The 17058-nt window shown below is 60.2% G+C and carries 15 protein-coding genes; 11 read left to right on the top strand and 4 right to left on the bottom strand.

The features are described 5' to 3' along the window. Positions 1-101: 101 nt before the first annotated feature. From dnaQ to HU772_RS16045, 3 genes are all read right to left on the bottom strand, one after another. Positions 102-857 carry a DNA polymerase III subunit epsilon gene (gene dnaQ, locus HU772_RS16035; RefSeq protein WP_186660487.1) on the bottom strand — a complete coding sequence of 252 codons (756 nt, stop codon included), beginning with the start codon at positions 855-857 and terminating at the stop codon, positions 102-104. 223 nt (positions 858-1080) lie between these two features. After that, positions 1081-1527 (bottom strand): ribonuclease HI, encoded by a 447-nt coding sequence (rnhA, locus tag HU772_RS16040; RefSeq protein WP_186660488.1) that lies wholly within the window; start codon positions 1525-1527, stop codon positions 1081-1083. Positions 1528-1540: 13 nt separating this feature from the next. Next, positions 1541-2314: a class I SAM-dependent methyltransferase gene (locus tag HU772_RS16045; RefSeq protein ID WP_186660489.1), complete on the bottom strand. Its 774-nt coding sequence runs from the start codon at positions 2312-2314 to the stop codon at positions 1541-1543. Between the two features lie 84 nt (positions 2315-2398). Here HU772_RS16045 and gloB point away from each other — a divergent pair, with 84 nt between their 5' ends. The 7 genes from gloB to HU772_RS16080 all read left to right on the top strand — a co-directional run bounded on the left by gloB (position 2399) and on the right by HU772_RS16080 (position 12298). Next, the gene (gene gloB, locus HU772_RS16050) at positions 2399-3178 is read left to right on the top strand and encodes a hydroxyacylglutathione hydrolase (protein ID WP_186660490.1); all 780 of its coding nucleotides are present in this window, start codon (positions 2399-2401) and stop codon (positions 3176-3178) included. 100 nt (positions 3179-3278) lie between these two features. Further along, on the top strand, positions 3279-4709 hold the full coding sequence (locus HU772_RS16055; RefSeq protein WP_186660491.1) for a lytic transglycosylase domain-containing protein: 1431 nt from the start codon (positions 3279-3281) through the stop codon (positions 4707-4709). Positions 4710-4922: 213 nt separating this feature from the next. Beyond that, positions 4923-6758, top strand: coding sequence for an extracellular solute-binding protein (locus HU772_RS16060; RefSeq protein ID WP_202885386.1), 1836 nt, complete (start codon positions 4923-4925; stop codon positions 6756-6758). Continuing rightward, positions 6755-8590 (top strand): extracellular solute-binding protein, encoded by a 1836-nt coding sequence (locus HU772_RS16065; protein ID WP_186660493.1) that lies wholly within the window; start codon positions 6755-6757, stop codon positions 8588-8590. Before HU772_RS16060 ends, HU772_RS16065 begins: the two co-directional genes overlap by 4 nt. 1 nt (position 8591) lies before the next feature. Then, positions 8592-9665 carry a microcin C ABC transporter permease YejB gene (locus HU772_RS16070; RefSeq protein WP_011534684.1) on the top strand — a complete coding sequence of 358 codons (1074 nt, stop codon included), beginning with the start codon at positions 8592-8594 and terminating at the stop codon, positions 9663-9665. Between the two features lies 1 nt (position 9666). Next, positions 9667-10686: an ABC transporter permease gene (locus tag HU772_RS16075; protein WP_028690523.1), complete on the top strand. Its 1020-nt coding sequence runs from the start codon at positions 9667-9669 to the stop codon at positions 10684-10686. Position 10687: 1 nt separating this feature from the next. After that, a complete protein-coding gene (locus HU772_RS16080) occupies positions 10688-12298 on the top strand; it encodes an ABC transporter ATP-binding protein (RefSeq protein ID WP_186660495.1) in 1611 nt (536 codons plus the stop codon). Between the two features lie 106 nt (positions 12299-12404). On the opposite strand, the gene HU772_RS16085 is transcribed toward HU772_RS16080, so the two are convergent. Further along, on the bottom strand, positions 12405-14147 hold the full coding sequence (locus HU772_RS16085; protein WP_186660497.1) for an AIPR family protein: 1743 nt from the start codon (positions 14145-14147) through the stop codon (positions 12405-12407). Between the two features lie 1234 nt (positions 14148-15381). Between HU772_RS16085 and HU772_RS16090 the strand changes: the two genes are divergently transcribed. The 4 genes from HU772_RS16090 (at position 15382) to HU772_RS16105 (ending at position 16966) form a co-directional block, all read left to right on the top strand. After that, positions 15382-15627 carry a hypothetical protein gene (locus tag HU772_RS16090; RefSeq protein WP_186660499.1) on the top strand — a complete coding sequence of 82 codons (246 nt, stop codon included), beginning with the start codon at positions 15382-15384 and terminating at the stop codon, positions 15625-15627. A gap of 148 nt (positions 15628-15775) precedes the next feature. Next, positions 15776-16045 (top strand): DUF3077 domain-containing protein, encoded by a 270-nt coding sequence (locus tag HU772_RS16095; RefSeq protein ID WP_186660501.1) that lies wholly within the window; start codon positions 15776-15778, stop codon positions 16043-16045. Positions 16046-16175: 130 nt separating this feature from the next. Further along, positions 16176-16448, top strand: coding sequence for a GNAT family N-acetyltransferase (locus HU772_RS16100; protein ID WP_186660503.1), 273 nt, complete (start codon positions 16176-16178; stop codon positions 16446-16448). 167 nt (positions 16449-16615) lie between these two features. Continuing rightward, positions 16616-16966, top strand: a complete 351-nt coding sequence (locus tag HU772_RS16105) for a hypothetical protein (RefSeq protein ID WP_186660505.1) — start codon at positions 16616-16618, stop codon at positions 16964-16966. Positions 16967-17058: the final 92 nt, after the last annotated feature.

Consider the following 17058-nt stretch of genomic DNA (forward strand, 5'->3'; position numbering starts at 1 on the left):
TCGTCAGTGCCGGCCTCTTCGCGGGTAAACCCGCTCCCACAGGTTCGGGGATTGCCTGTGGGAGCGGGTTTACCCGCGAAAGGGCCAGTACTGCTGGCAAATCAGCTGGCGGGGGCCTCGGTCAGCGCCTGCCACATCGCCGGGCCACCGGCCGACTTGGCGATGGCTGCCAAGCGCTCGGCATGGGCTGCGAGTTCTTCCTCGCTGGCCACGATCACCCGCCCCGGCGCGCGCCCGGTGATGCGGCGAATCTCGCTGCCGGCACTGCCCTGCCCGTCTTCGGCACCCGCGCCGTCGCCTGCCAGCGACAAGCTGGTCTGGCCGCCGGTCATGGCCAGGTAGACGTCGGCCAGCAGTTCCGAGTCAAGCAACGCGCCGTGCAGTTCACGGCCAGAGTTGTCGATGCCGTAGCGTTTGCACAGTGCATCGAGGCTGTTGCGCTGCCCTGGGTGGCGCGAGCGCGCCATCATCAGGGTATCGAGGATGGTGCAGTGCTGGGTGATGTCGGCCCGGTCGTGCTGGCCCTGCAGGGCGAACTCGTTGTTGAGGAAGCCGACGTCGAACGCCGCGTTGTGGATGACCAGGGTCGCGCCCTGGATGAACTCGAAGAACTCGTCGGCGACATCGCCGAAGCGCGGCTTGCCGACCAGGAAGGCGTCGGTGATACCGTGCACGCCGATGGCGCCCTCGTCACTCTCGCGGTCCGGCTGCAGGTAGGCGTGGAAATGCCGTCCGGTCAGGCGCCGACCAATGACCTCGACACAGCCGATCTCGACGATACGGTGGCCTTCGCTCACCGGCATGCCGGTGGTTTCGGTATCGAGGATGACCAGGCGCTGGTCTTGCTGCTGTTCCACGCGGGTGACTCCAACTGGCGGTGCTTGAATTCGGGCTGGGAGTATAACGAAATCGGGCCGCTTTGCGGCCATCGCGGGGTTTACGCGATTCCTGTGATGGGGTGGCGCCTGGCACCGGCTTCGCCGGTGTTCGCGGGCAAGCCCGCTCCCACAGGGTCAAGCTGAATCAATGAGTTGCGGTTTTTTCCATGAGAGCGGGCTTGCCGCGATGGGCTACCCAGACTCAACGCTGGCCGCGCACCTCATCGACCCCGCGATTGGCCAACTGGTCGGCGCGCTCATTGCCCGGGTGGCCGATATGCCCGCGCACCCACTTCCAGGTCACCTTGTGCCGGTTGACCTGTTCATCGAGCTGCACCCACAGGTCAGCGTTCTTCACCGGCTCCTTGGCCGCGGTCTTCCAACCGCGTTTCTTCCAGTTGGCCATCCATTCGTTGATGCCCTTCATGACGTACTGCGAGTCGGTGGTCAGGATGACCTCGCACTCACGCTTGAGTGCCTTCAGGCCCTCGATCGCCGCCATCAACTCCATGCGGTTGTTGGTGGTCTCGCGCTCGCCGCCCCACAGCTCCTTCTCGACGCCCTTGAAAACCATCAGCACACCCCAGCCGCCCGGGCCTGGGTTGCCCTTGCAGGCACCATCGGTGTAGATCTCGACGCTATCGCTCATGTACCACTCGTGTTCAGTGCTTTTCGGAATCGGGATGGGTGGCGCTGCGATTGACCTTGGCCAATGGCAGCGGCAGCAGCTTGCCCATAGGTTCGCGGCGCTCCAGGCGCAGCGGCCGCAGGCCCACCACCATCTTGCGCGCCACCAGCAGGTAGACCCCACCGCCGGCACTCTGCCAGCCCCCGGCCACCCGCTCCCAGCCTGCCAGGCGTTGCTGCCAGGCCGGCGAGGCAAGCGGCGGACGATAGCACCCGAAGCGGCGTTTCTCCAGCGCGAAGCCCAGCAGGTTGAGCCAGTCGCCAACCCGCGACGGCGAAATGCAGCGGGCCTTGCGCAAGGCGCCATGGCTGAAGAAATGGCGCAGGCCCCAACCGCTCCAGGGGTTGATCCCGATGATCAGCAGGTGGCCGCCCGGACGCACCGCGCTGGCCGCCTCGCGCAGCAGGCCATGGGGCGACAGGCTGAAATCCAGGCCATGCTGCAGCACCACTACGTCGGCAGCGTGTTCCGACAACGGCCAGGCTTGCTCCTCGCAGACGATCTCCACCCCCGGCAACGGCGCGCCCAGGCGTACGTTGCGTTGCACCTGCGGGGCGCTGGGCGGCGGTTCGGCACAGGGGCCGTAGTGCACCAGGTAACCGCCGAAGAAGCGCCGCAGCTCTTCTTCGAGCAACTGTTCTTCCTCCTTGAGCATCAATTGCCCAAGCGGGCCCTGGAACCAGTCGCGGGCCAGGCGGATGAGTTCGACCCAGTCGGGGTCGGCCTGGGCGAAGGCTTGGTCGGTCATTGCGTTCTCCCTCGAAGGTTCTCCGCGCGCGCCATCGCGGCTAAGATGCCCTCAATGTCCAGGCTTGGCGATACGGATCCGCACATGATACAGATCGATGCCCTACCCGCTTTCAACGACAACTACATCTGGTTGTTACAGGATACTGCCAATCGCCGCTGCGCGGTGGTCGACCCAGGCGATGCGGCGCCGGTGCTCGCCTGGCTGGGTAGCCACCCGGACTGGCAGCTGACGGACATCCTCGTTACCCACCACCACCACGACCATGTCGGCGGCGTCGAAGCACTGAAACAGGCCAGCGGCGCCACCGTCTACGGCCCGGCCAACGAACGCATTCCGGCCCTCGATGTCGCCCTCGAAGACGGTGCGCAGGTTCAGGTGCTGGGCCTGGACTTCGAGGTCCTGGCCATGCCCGGCCACACCCTGGGGCACATCGCCTATTACACAGCGCAAACACCCACGCCGCTACTGTTCAGTGGCGACACTCTGTTCGCCGCCGGTTGCGGGCGCCTGTTCGAAGGCACGCCGGAGCAAATGCACCAATCGCTGCAGCGCCTGGCCGCGCTGCCGGGCGCAACCGAGGTGTACTGCGCCCACGAATACACCTTGAGCAACCTGCGTTTCGCCCGCGCCGTGGAGCCCGACAGCGAGCACGTTCGCCAACGGTTCGAGGACGTTACCCAGCTGCGCGCCGACAATCGCATCACATTGCCATCAACTATCGAACTGGAACGCCTCACCAACCCGTTCCTGCGCACCGCTGAAACATCCGTTAAACAAAAAGCAGACGAATGGAAGGGGCATTCCAACCCAAGCCAAGCCACTGTTTTTGCTGCCTTGAGGTCTTGGAAGGACGTGTTCTGATAACCCCACGATATATCGCAATGTGACCCTAAAGGTTGACCCGGCCGGGGCCGGTTTCTAGAATCGCCCAACTTTTTTGCCCGGATAACCGTTCCCGCCGATGTCTTCCCGTAGCCGCAGAACCGCTCATTCGGTCGCCCTGACGCGACTGGCACAGATCAGTGCACTGGCGCTGGCCGCCACCCTGGTCGGTTGCCAGAGCACCCGTCAGCTCGACGAATCCGACAGCGTTCGCGCGCACAACTACCAGGCGCGGATCAAGCACAAACCCGCGCCGCTGGTGATCAAGACCAAGGAACAGGCACCGCCCCAGGACGTCTGGGAGCGCATGCGCCAGGGCTTCGCCCTGCAGGACGGCATGGACGTCAACCCGCGTATCGAACAGCAGCGCCTGTGGTTCGCCAGCAACCCGTCGTTCCTCGAGAACGCCGGCGAGCGCGGCAGCCTCTACCTGCACTACATCGTCGAGCGCCTCGAAGAACGCGACATGCCGCTGGAGCTGGCCCTGCTGCCGGCCATCGAGAGCGCCTACAACCCGATGGCCTACTCCCGCGCGCACGCCGCCGGCATGTGGCAGTTCATCCCGTCCACCGGGCGCCACTTCAACCTGCGCCAGACCAACTTCTACGACGGTCGCCGCGACGTCACCGCCTCGACCAACGCCGCGCTGGACTACCTGAACCGCCTGCACGACATGTTCAACGGCGACTGGCTGCTGGCCCTGGCGGCCTACAACGCCGGTGAAGGCACCGTCAGCCGCGCCATCGAGCGCAACGAACGGCTGGGCCTGCCGACCGATTACTGGAACCTGCCGCTGCCCCAGGAAACCCGCGACTACGTGCCCAAGCTGCTGGCCCTGTCGCAGGTGGTCAATACCCCCGAGGCGTATGGCGTCAACCTCAACCCGATCGCCAACGAGCCGTATTTCGAAGCCGTCGCCATCAACGACCGCCTCGACCTGTCGCGTGTGGCGGCCTTCGCCGACATCGACGAAGACGAACTGATCCAGCTCAACCCGGCATTCAAGAAGCGCATGACCGTGGACGGCCCGCAGCAACTGCTGGTGCCCACCGCCAAGGCGCAACTGCTGAGCGACCGCATGTCCAACCTCAAGCCCGAGGAGCTGGTCAGCCTGCAGCCGAACAAGGCAGTGTTCCAGGCGGCCCTGGCCGAGGCCAAGGCGCCGGCGGCGCGTAGCTACCGGGTCAAGCGCGGCGACAACCTGGGCAGCATCGCCAAGGCCAACCGGGTGTCGGTCAAGCAGCTGCAAAGCTGGAATCGCATTCGCGGCAACAACCTCAAGGTCGGCCAGGTGCTGGCCCTGCGAGGTGGCAGCGCGCCGAGCGCGGCGGCCAACCGCGTGGCCGACGCCAAGCAGCGTTCCACCCAATACAAGGTACGCAAGGGCGACTCGTACTACCTGGTGGCCAAGCGCTTCAATGTCGAGATGAAACACCTCAAGCGCTGGAACCCGCGCAGCGGGCATGCGCTCAAGCCGGGGCAGACGCTGACGGTCTACCTGTCGCGTTGAACCACAACGTCGAAACCATCGCCCCACCCTGTGGGAGCGGGTTTACCCGCGAAGAAGGCTCCGCGGTGCGTGGCACCGGCTTTGCCGGTGTTCGCGGGTAAACCCGCTCCCACAAGGGACTGAATTTGCTCCAAGGGCGGCTCTTTTTCCATTCCAGACAAGCTGTTACTGTACCCCGAACCAAGCCCAACGCCCTCTGGATCGGATGCCGACTTGATACGTCCCCTCCTGCTGTCAATCAGCCTGGCCTTGAGCTTCCCTGCCGTCGCGATGGTGAGCGAAAGCCACGGATACGCGCAGTTCGGCACGCTCAAGTACCCAGCCAGCTTCACCCACTTCGACTGGGTCAACCCGCAAGCCCCCAAAGGCGGGATCCTGCGGGCCATGGCCTTCGGCACGTTCGACACGCTCAACCCCTACACCTTCAAGGGCTCGAGCCCGGTCACCACGCCTAATTTCCTGCAGTACGGCATTAGCGAGCTCAACGAGCCGTTGATGGTCGGCACTGGTATGTACGATCCCTCGGGCGACGAGCCCACCTCCAGCTACGGCCTGATCGCCCGCTCCGTCGAGTACAGCGAGGACCGCAGCTGGGTGGTGTTCAACCTGCGCCCCGAGGCGCGCTTCCACGACGGCGTGCCGATCACCGCCGCCGATGTCGCCTTCAGCTACCGTACCCTGCTCAAGGATGGCCACCCGATCTACCGTACCAACCTGCAGGAAGTGGCCCGGGTCGATATCCTCAACCCGCTGCGCATCCGCTTCGTGTTCAAGCGCGCCGGCAACCCGCTGCTGATCCTGCGCCTGGGCGAAATGCCTGTACTGCCCAAGCACTACTGGGCCAAGCGGGATTTCAAGGCCACCACCTTCGAGCCGCCACTGGGCAGCGGCCCCTATCGCATCAGCGAAGTGCAACCGGGCCGGCGCCTGGTATTCGAGCGAGTGAAGGACTACTGGGGCAAGGACCTGGCGGTGAACCGCGGCAAGTACAACTTCAACCGCGTCGAATACGAGTTCTACCGTGACGCCACGGTGGCCTTCGAGGCCTTCAAGGCCGGCGAATTCGATATCTATATCGAGCACCAGGCCAAGAACTGGGCCAACGGCTACAACTTCCCCGCCGTGCGCCGCGGCGAGGTGATCAAGGCGCAGATCCCGCACCAGATCCCCACGCAGACCCAAGGCCTGTTCATGAACAGCCGCCGTGCCGCTTTCAGCGACCCACGGGTACGCCAGGCGCTGGGCCTGATGCTCGACTTCGAGTGGACCAACCGCGCCCTGTTCAACGGCGCCTATCGCCGCGCCAGCAGCTACTACCCCAACAGCGAGTTCAGCGCCAGCGGCCTGCCCACCGGCAAGGAATGGCTGCTGCTCAAGCCGTTCCGCGACCAGTTGCCCGAGAAGCTGTTCACCCAGCCCTACCCGGTCAGCCATACCGACGGCAGCGGCATCAGCCGCGCGGCCCTGCGCCAGGCCCTCGACCTGCTGGCCCAGGCCGGCTGGAAGCTCAACGGCCAGCGCCTGGTGGACAGCAAAGGCCAGCAGTTGCGCATGGAGTTGCTGCTGGTGAACCCGAACCTCGAACGCATCCTGCAACCTTATGTCGAAAATCTCTCGAGCATCGGCATCGATGCGCGCTTGCGCACCGTCGACCGGGCCCAGTACAAACAACGGCTCGACCAGTTCGATTTCGACATGATCCTGATGACCCTGAACCAGACCCTGAGCCCGGGCCTCGAGCAATGGTTGTATTTCCACTCCAGCCAGGCCGCCACCAAGGGCAGCAAGAACTATGCTGGGGTCAAGGACCCGGTGGTCGACCACCTGCTCGACACCTTGCTCGCCGCCCGCAGCCGCGATGACCAGATCGCCGCCGCGCGCGCCCTGGACCGCGTGCTCTCATGGCAGTACTACATGATCCCCAACTGGTTCCTCGACAATCACCGCCTGGCCTACCGCAACCGGTTCGCCTTCGTCGCCACGCCGCCCTACACCCTCGGGCTGAACAGCTGGTGGATCAAGAAGACTTCGGAGAAAGCCAAGAAATGATGCTCTCCAACCTGCGCCAGTGGGCCACCGGCCTGCTGCTGGCCTGCCTCGCGCTCCCGGCCCTGGCCGCCCCGCAGCACGCCCTGACCCTGTACGACGAGCCACCGAAGTATCCGGCCAACTTCAAGCACTTCGAGTACGTCAACCCCGACGCGCCCAAGGGCGGCACCTTCCGCCAGTCCAGCTTCGGCGGCTTCGACAGCCTCAACCCGTTCATCAACAAGGGCGTGCCCGCCGAAAACATCGGCAGCATCTACGACACCCTGATGCGCCAGAGCCAGGACGAACCCTTCACCGAGTACGGCCTGGTGGCCGGCAAGATCGAAAAGGCCCCCGACAACAGTTGGGTGCGTTTCTACCTGCGCCCCGAAGCGCGCTTCCACGACGGCCAGCCGATGCGCGCCGAGGATGTGGTGTTCACCTTCAACGCCCTGATCAAGGATGGCGCGCCGCTGTACCGCCAGTACTACGGCGACGTCGCCGAGGTGGTCGCCGAAGACCCGCTCAAGGTGCTGTTCAAGTTCAAACACACCAACAACCGCGAGCTGCCGCTGATCCTCGGCCAGCTGCCGGTGCTGCCCAAGCACTGGTATGCCAACCGCGAGTTCAATCGCGGCAACCTGGAGATTCCACTGGGCAGCGGCCCGTACAAGGTCGCCGAGGTGAAGGCCGGCCGCTCGATCCGCTACGAGCGGGTCAAGGACTACTGGGCCAAGGACCTGCCGATCAACCGCGGCTTCTACAACTTCGACGTGATGACCTTCGACTCCTACCGCGACAACACCGTCGCCCTCGAAGCGCTCAAAGCCGGGCAGTTCGACTACGCCCTGGAAGTCAGCGCGAAGAACTGGGCCACCGCCTACGACGTGCCCGCCGTGCGCGACGGCCGGCTGCTCAAGGAAGAGATCCCCAATGGCAACCCGGTGGGCATGCAGGGCTTCATCTTCAACCTGCGCAAACCGATGTTCCAGGACGCCCGCGTGCGCCATGCCATCAGCCTGCTACTGGACTTCGAATGGACCAACAAGCAGCTGTTCAACGGCGCCTACACCCGCACCGGCAGCTACTTCGAGAACTCAGAAATGGCCGCCAGCGGCCTACCCACCCCCGCCGAGCTGAAAATCCTCGAACCGCTGCGCGGCAAGGTGCCCGACGAGGTATTCAACGGCGCCTTCCACAACCCCGTCACCGACGGCAGCGGCATGATCCGCGACCAACAGCGCCAGGCCTACAAGCTGCTGCAGGAGGCCGGCTGGAAGATCGTCGACGACAAGATGGTCGACAAGGACGGCAAGCCACTGAGCATCGAGTTCCTGCTGGCCCAGACCCAGTTCGAGCGCGTGCTGCTGCCGTTCAAGCGCAACCTCGCGGACCTGGGTATCAACCTCGAGATTCGCCGGGTAGATGTGTCGCAGTACATCACCCGCCTGCGTTCGCGTGACTACGACATGATCGTCGGCGGCTTCGCGCAATCGAACTCGCCCGGCAACGAGCAGCGTGAATACTGGAACAGCGCCGCCGCCGACAACCCCGGCAGCCGCAACTTCATCGGTCTGCGCGACCCCGCCATCGACCAGCTGGTGGAACAGCTGATCAACGCCGATTCGCGCCAGAGCCTGATCGACCACTGCCGCGCCCTGGACCGGGTGCTGCTGTGGGGCTACTACGTGATCCCCAACTGGCACATCAAGACTTCCCGCGTGGCCTACTGGAACCACATCGGCCACCCGGCCGTGTCGCCCAAGTACGACATCGGTATCGACACCTGGTGGATCAAGCCCGATGTAACACCATCGGTCAGTGAAGCACCCGTGACAGAAGAGGCCCACTGACATGCTGGCCTATATCCTGCGACGCCTGCTGCTGATCATCCCGACCCTGTTCGGTATCCTCATCATCAATTTCATCATCGTCCAGGCCGCCCCCGGCGGCCCGGTGGAGCAGATGATCGCCAAACTCGAAGGCTTCGACGGCGCCACCAGCCGCATCGCTGGCGGCGGCGCCGAAGTGTCGGTGGCCGGCTCCAACTACCGCGGCGCGCAAGGCCTGGACCCGGCGCTGATCGCCGAGATCGAACGCATGTACGGCTTCGACAAGTCGGCGCCCGAGCGGCTGTGGATCATGGTCAAGAACTACGCCCAGCTGGACTTCGGCAACAGCTTCTTCCGCGACGCCAAGGTCATCGACCTGATCGCCGAGAAGATGCCCGTGTCCATCTCGCTGGGGCTATGGAGCACGCTGATCATGTACCTGGTGTCGATCCCCCTGGGGATCGCCAAGGCCGTGCGCCACGGCAGCCATTTCGACGTGTGGACCAGCTCGGCGATCATCGTCGGCTACGCCATCCCCGCGTTCCTGTTCGCCATTTTGCTGATCGTGCTGTTCGCCGGCGGCAGCTACTTCGACTGGTTCCCGCTGCGCGGGCTGACCTCCAACAACTTCGACGAGCTCTCCACCACCGGCAAGGTGCTCGACTACTTCTGGCACCTGGTGCTGCCGATCACCGCGCTGGTGATCGGCAACTTCGCCACCATGACCCTGCTGACCAAGAACAGCTTCCTCGACGAAATCAACAAGCAGTACGTGGTCACCGCCAAGGCCAAGGGCCTGAGCCGTTCGCGGGTGCTGTACGGCCACGTGTTCCGCAACGCCATGCTGCTGGTGATCGCCGGCTTCCCCTCGGCGTTCATCGGCATCTTCTTCACAGGGTCCCTGCTGATCGAGGTGATCTTCAGCCTCGACGGCCTGGGCCTGATGAGTTTCGAAGCGGCGATCAACCGCGACTACCCGGTGGTGTTCGGCACCTTGTTCATCTTCACCCTGCTCGGTCTGGTGGTGAAGTTGATCGGCGACCTCACCTACACCCTGGTCGATCCACGCATCGACTTCGCCAGCCGGGAGCACTGACATGGCCCTCTCTCCCCTCAATCGCCGGCGCTTCGAGCGCTTCAAGGCCAACCGCCGCGGCTGGTGGTCGCTGTGGATCTTCCTGGTGCTGTTCGTGCTGAGCCTGGGCGCCGAGTTCATCGCCAACGACAAGCCGATTGCCGTGCGCTACGACGGCGAATGGTACTTCCCCGCCTTCAAGCGCTACCCCGAGACGACGTTCGGCGGCGAATTCCCGCTGGAGGCCAACTACAAGAGCCCGTACATCCGCGAGCTGCTGGAGAAGAAAGACGCCTTCGTGCTGTGGGCGCCGATCCCCTACAGCTACCAGAGCATCAACTACGACCTGAAGGTGCCGGCCCCCGCGCCGCCCTCCACCGACAACCTGCTGGGCACCGACGACCAGGGCCGCGACGTGCTGGCCCGGGTGATCTACGGCTTCCGTATCTCGGTGCTGTTCGCCCTCACGCTGACCATCGCCAGCTCCATCGTCGGCGTGATCGCCGGCGCCTTGCAGGGCTTCTACGGCGGCTGGGTGGACCTGGCCGGCCAGCGCTTCCTGGAGATCTGGTCCGGCCTGCCGGTGCTGTACCTGCTGATCATCCTCGCCAGCTTCGTGCAGCCCAACTTCTGGTGGTTGCTGGGCATCATGCTGCTGTTCTCGTGGATGAGCCTGGTGGACGTGGTGCGCGCCGAGTTCCTCCGTGGGCGCAACCTCGAATACGTGCGCGCCGCCCGCGCGCTGGGCATGCGCAACGGCCCGATCATGTTCCGCCACATCCTGCCCAACGCCATGATCTCGACCATGACCTTCATGCCGTTCATCCTCACCGGCGCCATCGGCACCCTCACCGCCCTGGACTTCTTAGGCTTCGGCCTGCCCGCAGGCTCGCCGTCGCTGGGCGAGCTGGTCGCCCAGGGCAAGTCCAACCTGCAAGCCCCCTGGCTGGGCATCAGCGCCTTCGCCGTGCTGGCGGTGATGCTGAGCCTGCTGGTATTCATCGGCGAATCCGCCCGCGACGCCTTCGACCCGAGGAAATGACATGAGCCAAGACACCCTGATCGAAGTCCGCGACCTGGCGGTGGAGTTCGTCACTGGCGAGCAGGTCAACCGCGTGGTCGACGGCATCAGCTTCGATATCCGCAAGGGCGAGACCCTGGCCCTGGTCGGCGAAAGCGGCTCGGGCAAGTCGGTGACCGCGCATTCGATCCTGCGCCTGCTGCCCTACCCACTGGCCCGGCATCCGAGCGGCACTATCCAGTACGACGGCAAGGACCTGCTGCACTTGGGCGAGAAACCCATGCAGCGCATTCGCGGCAACCGCATTGCGATGATCTTCCAGGAGCCGATGACCTCGCTGAACCCGCTGCACAGCATCGAGAAGCAGATCAACGAGATCCTGTTGCTGCACAAGGGCCTGACCGGCAAGGCGGCCACTGCGCGCACGCTGGAGCTGCTGGAGCTGGTGGGTATTCCCGAGCCCAAGAAGCGCCTGAAAGCCCTGCCCCACGAGCTGTCCGGTGGCCAGCGCCAGCGGGTGATGATCGCCATGGCCCTGGCCAACGAGCCCGAACTGCTGATCGCCGACGAGCCCACCACGGCGCTCGACGTGACCGTGCAGTTGAAGATCCTCGACCTGCTCAAGGAGCTTCAGGCGCGCCTCGGCATGGCCCTGCTGCTGATCAGCCACGACCTCAACCTGGTGCGCCGTATCGCCCACCGCGTGTGCGTGATGCAGTGCGGCAAGATCGTCGAGCAGGCCGATTGCGCCACGCTGTTCAGCAAGCCGCAGCATCCGTATACGCAGATGCTGATCAACGCCGAGCCCAGTGGCGTGCCTGCCGCTAACGCCGAAGGGGCGCCGTTGCTGGAGGTGAAGGACCTGAAGGTGTGGTTCCCGATCAAGAAGGGGCTGCTGCGCCGGACCGTGGACCATGTGAAGGCCGTGGATGGGGTGAACTTCAGCCTGCCCCAGGGGCAGACGCTGGGGATCGTTGGCGAGAGTGGGTCGGGCAAGTCCACCTTGGGGTTGGCGATCTTGCGGTTGATTTCCAGCCAGGGTGGCATTCGCTTCCATGGGCAGGATCTTGAAGGGCTGAATCAGAAAGCCGTGCGGCCGCTGCGGCGGGAGATGCAGGTGGTGTTTCAGGATCCCTTTGGCAGCCTGAGCCCGCGTATGTGCGTGGCGGATATCGTTGGCGAGGGGTTACGGATTCACAAGATCGGCACGCCGGCTGAGCAGGAAGCGGCGATTATTGCGGCGTTGGAGGAAGTGGGACTGGATCCGAGGACGCGGCACCGGTATCCCCATGAGTTTTCTGGGGGGCAGCGGCAGCGGATTGCGATTGCTCGGGCGTTGGTGTTGAAGCCTGCTTTGATTTTGCTGGATGAGCCGACCTCAGCGCTGGATCGGACGGTGCAGCGGCAGGTGGTTGAGCTTTTGCGGAATTTGCAGGTTAAGTACAACCTGACTTATCTGTTTATCAGTCATGACCTGGCGGTGGTGAAGGCGTTGAGTCATCAGTTGATGGTGATCAAGCATGGGCAGGTGGTTGAGCAGGGGGATGCGGGGGCTATATTTCAGGAGCCGCAGCATGGGTATACGAAGCAGTTGTTGGAGGCGGCGTTTTTAAATATCGAGGCAACTAATTAGGGCTTCTGTAGCGCCGCCAGCTAAAACGAACATTACCGCTAGATAAGAGACTGCCCGCCAGAGATACTGAAAGCCGCCCTATAACTATGCAAGGGCGGCCTCATCACTATGCCGTCACAGCACCCGATTTCTTTTCCTTCTCGACCTCTGCCTTCAGCACCTGCTCGTAAACAGCTTGTCTCTTAAGCCGATCTTCGGATATTTCACCAAGAGCGGCAATAGCTTCATAGCACTCATTCATCACTTGCTTACAAAGCTTCGGATTATCAACTATCACATCAATAATTGAGGAGCACCATTTTTCAATTTTTTTATCGCGCAACGTCGGCATCTTCGCGCCAGCAACCCGACGAGCAAAAAGAGCCATAATATGCCACTTATAACGACGCGCCTCAGCAGGAATCTGCTTATTCCCAAAAAGAATAGACATCCTGTAATAAACAAGACAACTTGTATAGTATATAATATCCCTATTTTCAGGGCTGAATGCAGCACTGGAAATACTTTGATCTGAGAATATTTTTCGCGGGAATCGATAAGCCAGATCTGGCCGCCCTAAAAACACTGAAGACATACACCTTGCTAAGAGCTTTAGATCAAAAATCTTTATCCCAGGAACATCTTGACCAACATACTGCCTGTCACGCCGCTCGAAATACAACCTACTCTCATCTTCGGAATAAGAATTAAAATATTCTTCGATTCGGCGCGCAATTGGCTGAAGCGACATGAATTGATCATCATCAATTTTTGTTTGACTATTAGTAGCCTTAACCAGATCTGAAAAAACATCCTCACTATCAGTTTCGATCACCTTCACAGCGACCATCATTGCATCATCTAACTTATTGCGATTAAGCCACAACATATTGGATGTTTGGCAGCCATTTACAATCTGGAAGTTTATAAATGAAATGCTTAGCCCTTGCACTCTAACATCAGGACTTACAACAGTTATCCCATTATTGAGAACAGGAAATCTAGATTTTGATTCCTTAGACTGAATAGTGTTACCTATTGCTGAGTTTACGGGATTCTCAGCACCCAAAAAAGCCCGTACGTTCTCCTCAAAAACGTGAGTTCTCAGTCTATCCTCATCGCCATCCATAAGCATATTCCTCACGAAATTTTTCGCAGGAACAACAGCGAGGTATGCTTCCTCTACTCCAGCAATTGCCGGAAGTGCAGCCACCGAGAATACATCTATCTTCGCTTCAATAGGGGCGCTAGTTGCGACAAACGCCTTACCTATACCCTCTCGATCAAGAATCAAATAGTCAACCTTTGAAAAATACCCTCCTTCTTTTAGTTTTTTGGTCAACTCCTGACGTGCACGTTCGAACTCCCGAGGCTTTAAGTACCGGCCTGTATATGCATACCGAAGCACAATCTCCAACTTGCCATTACTTATCGCGCCAGCCCTATCAACAACTGCGCCATAAACCTCTTTGACGTTGGCTTGAATTTCATCCTCAGGAACATTAGAGAAATCATGACAGAATCGCTCTACAGCAGCATTGAATTTTAAAAAATCACCAAGATCTAGAGTCTCCGAACTTTTAGCCTGGGTCAAAATCAACTTTACAGCATGAGTCCTTCGGCCATCACCAAGTGTAGAAATACAATCATCACTAGAGATTATTACCTCTTCATCGATAATCACACAACAGCCATCGATTCCATCATCTCCAGAGCCAGAGGTTACGTCTGACAAATCATAACCCTCTACCACCTCTGGAGTGATTACACAGTGATTAACCAAGCGTTCGAATTGATCCGCCTGATCCATTTCGTTCAACTCGTAGCTTTGAACAAACTCCTTGAGCAGCCCAGCTGTAATTCTATGCATGAATACTCCCTTATCACGTAAATTAGCCAACTCAGTAGAAAATACTCAGACAGCAGAAAACACCACCCCGAACAGTAGACTCAAACCAAACGGCTGCGCAAACAAACCAATCCTCTGCCCAAAACTCGACATAAACTACAGCCTATCGCAACACCTTCTAAAAGCCTTACCTCCATGCACCATACTTATTTCTTTTTCGCCGCAGCCATCAGCAAGCCACTAACAACCGTAGTCGCAATCGTGAGCGCTGCTTTGCCGACGACCTTTAAACCATCCGCAATTGTATCTGTACATGTCGAGCAAAGTTCATGATCATAGACTTGAGTGCCTTTTGCATAATCATGACACCCAGGAGACCTACACAAAAAAATATATTCTTCGCACCCTGGACATTTGCATCGATCGCGCCTTACGAAATTATCATCAATCACGATAGCCGCTACGACCTCTCCACAAAACGGGCACTTCCCCTTTTGCTTGACACTCCCTGCATCCTTAGTCACTTTCTCTCCCCAAAGCGTTCCTACTAAAACACCAATAGCAATCAATAAGCAATTAAAATCAACCAACCTTGCGAAACAACAACCCACCAAGACTTATATAAAACCGCCTCCACCCAAGTAAAACACGACCAAATCAGCTTACGAAGTATCGTTCTTTACGACTACGACAATCGACACCCGCCATGAGCACTTCAAACCTTAAACCGATACTAGCAAAAGGCCTCCCAAGATTTCAATGCAGCTTTCTGCCTTATCAAAAACCATGCCATAATAGTTTTTCCAACATCGCCACCCAACTAAAGTATGACTACGACTGATACAGCTTCATGCTCTGCCGTACTTTTCTCTACGCTTAAACGATTGTGCACTCACAAAGAAGTAACGCCATGACCATAGGGCCCTCAACAGGTGCAAGCTACCTAATCTGCAAAAATCAGGCTTTATCTCTTTTTTGTAGTCCATTTCCCAAACATACTCCTGATGCCCTTTATCCGTTGCGATCGCTCTGGGAGCGCTTTAGTCTCGACTGGTCGCTGCAGATCAGCGATCGGCTTTGACAGGCCGCGACGGTACTAGGGTATGCAGCACCTTCAATGGTAGCTGTACGTGCGGGCACGCTTGCGTGCGCCGGAACTTCCTATGTCCGCCGGTCTGTCAACCCACGTACAGCTGCCACCCTTCTGTTTGACAGCGGGCCGGTGGTGGCTCCTTTAGGGATATAGGAGCTCAACATGTTAAAGATCGTCCCCGATCCACCCCACAACCACCACTCCCTCGAAGACACCATCATCCAGGCCACGGAGTACGCCCTGTGCGCGCAGACCGTGGCGCATCAGGCTGTTCTGCTGCATCCCAAGTCGCCCGTGTCGATTCTGGTCCTGGCTGCGATGCATGAAATGGAGGCGCTGCGGGTGCTGCTCGAATCGGCGTTGATTCAGTTGCAGATGCCGCAGGTGGAGCCTCGGACGTTGCATTAAGGCGTTAGCCATAGGTTGCCTGGGCTGGCCTCATCGCCGGCAAGCCGGCTCCCACAGGGGATCGGCGTGGCTGCGCGGCAGATGCTGTGTAGCTGATTGCTGGACTACCTGCTTGCCCAGGCACCGATCATTTCAGGGAGATTGAGCCATGAGCACAGACGACACCACGCCCCACACCACAGTGGGCAAGACCAAGTTCTACCAGGGTGAAGGGCATACCGACCCGCTGTTCTGCATCGAGCCCGGCATCCCTTGCCAGCACGCACGGGAACAGGCTTCGGAGTTGATGGGCTGCGTGTGCGACCTGACCATCACCGGGATCATGGAGGACAAGCCTCAGCTGATCTGGGCGTCGTATTACCTGAGCGCGCTGGCCAAGGCGTTGATGGATGATGCGGAGTTGGGGATGAAGCACTGACTTGCAGGTACATGCAACCCGTGTAGGAGCGGCCTTGTGCCGCGAAAGGGCTGCGTAGCAGCCCCGGCAATGGTGCATGATGCGCAGATCCAGGGGATTGCGATACACCTTGGGGCAGAGGGATACGTCCATGGAATGTCATATCCGCCGCGCTCGGCGCGAAGACGCAGAAGCCATCAGCCGCATCGTGATCGCGGCATTGCGCGCATCCAACTCGCAGGATTACCCGGCAGAGGTGATCGCCCAGGTAGAACAGCGCTTTTCACCTGCGACGGTCAGTGCATTGCTCGATATCCGAGTGGTGTTCGTGGCGGTCAACCAGGACGATCTGCTGGGGACGAGATTGTCAGGAGCGTATTTGTCGCGCCCTGGCACCATGGGTCGGAAATCGGCGGGCAACTGATGGAGGCCATCCACACAGAAACAATCAGGGCTGGCGTCACCACCTTGCGCGTGCCCTCTTTGGCTCGGATGCCTTCTGGCCCCATGACCTAGCATTTTTGCCAGTAGCGCGGCGCGAATCCCACATCGCATGATGAGCTTCCCAATACCGCTGAAGGAATAGCTGTCATGCGTATGATCGGAACCACCCTGCTAGCCCTGTTCATGGTCGGCAACGCCGTTGCAGCAACTTGTCCCAATCCCCCCGCCGAGATCACCGAGACAAAGGATGGCCAAGGCTACGCCTACAGTGCTGAAGGCGGCTGGAAAGGCGATAACCCGATGGGCAATGCAGGAGACAAAGACACCTTCAAGTTCACCGGTGCGAAGATCACCACAACTTCGGTGATCTGCCGTTATGAGGGAGACAATGACGGTGGGACCAGCCTGACCTTGGCAGGCGCCAAACAGGCTGATGGTGATGGTTGGAAGAATGGCGAATGCGCTTCATCGAATGTGAAGGTCTGCACGTTCAAGTAGCCAGCTGGATATCAGTGACTGTGGACTTGCCTTGTTATGTCGAACGTGCGGCCTTTACAGGGCAAGCCTTACATCTCCTGCATGAACCCTCG

The sequence above is a fragment of the Pseudomonas xantholysinigenes genome (genome assembly GCF_014268885.2).
GTDB lineage: Bacteria > Pseudomonadota > Gammaproteobacteria > Pseudomonadales > Pseudomonadaceae > Aquipseudomonas > Aquipseudomonas xantholysinigenes.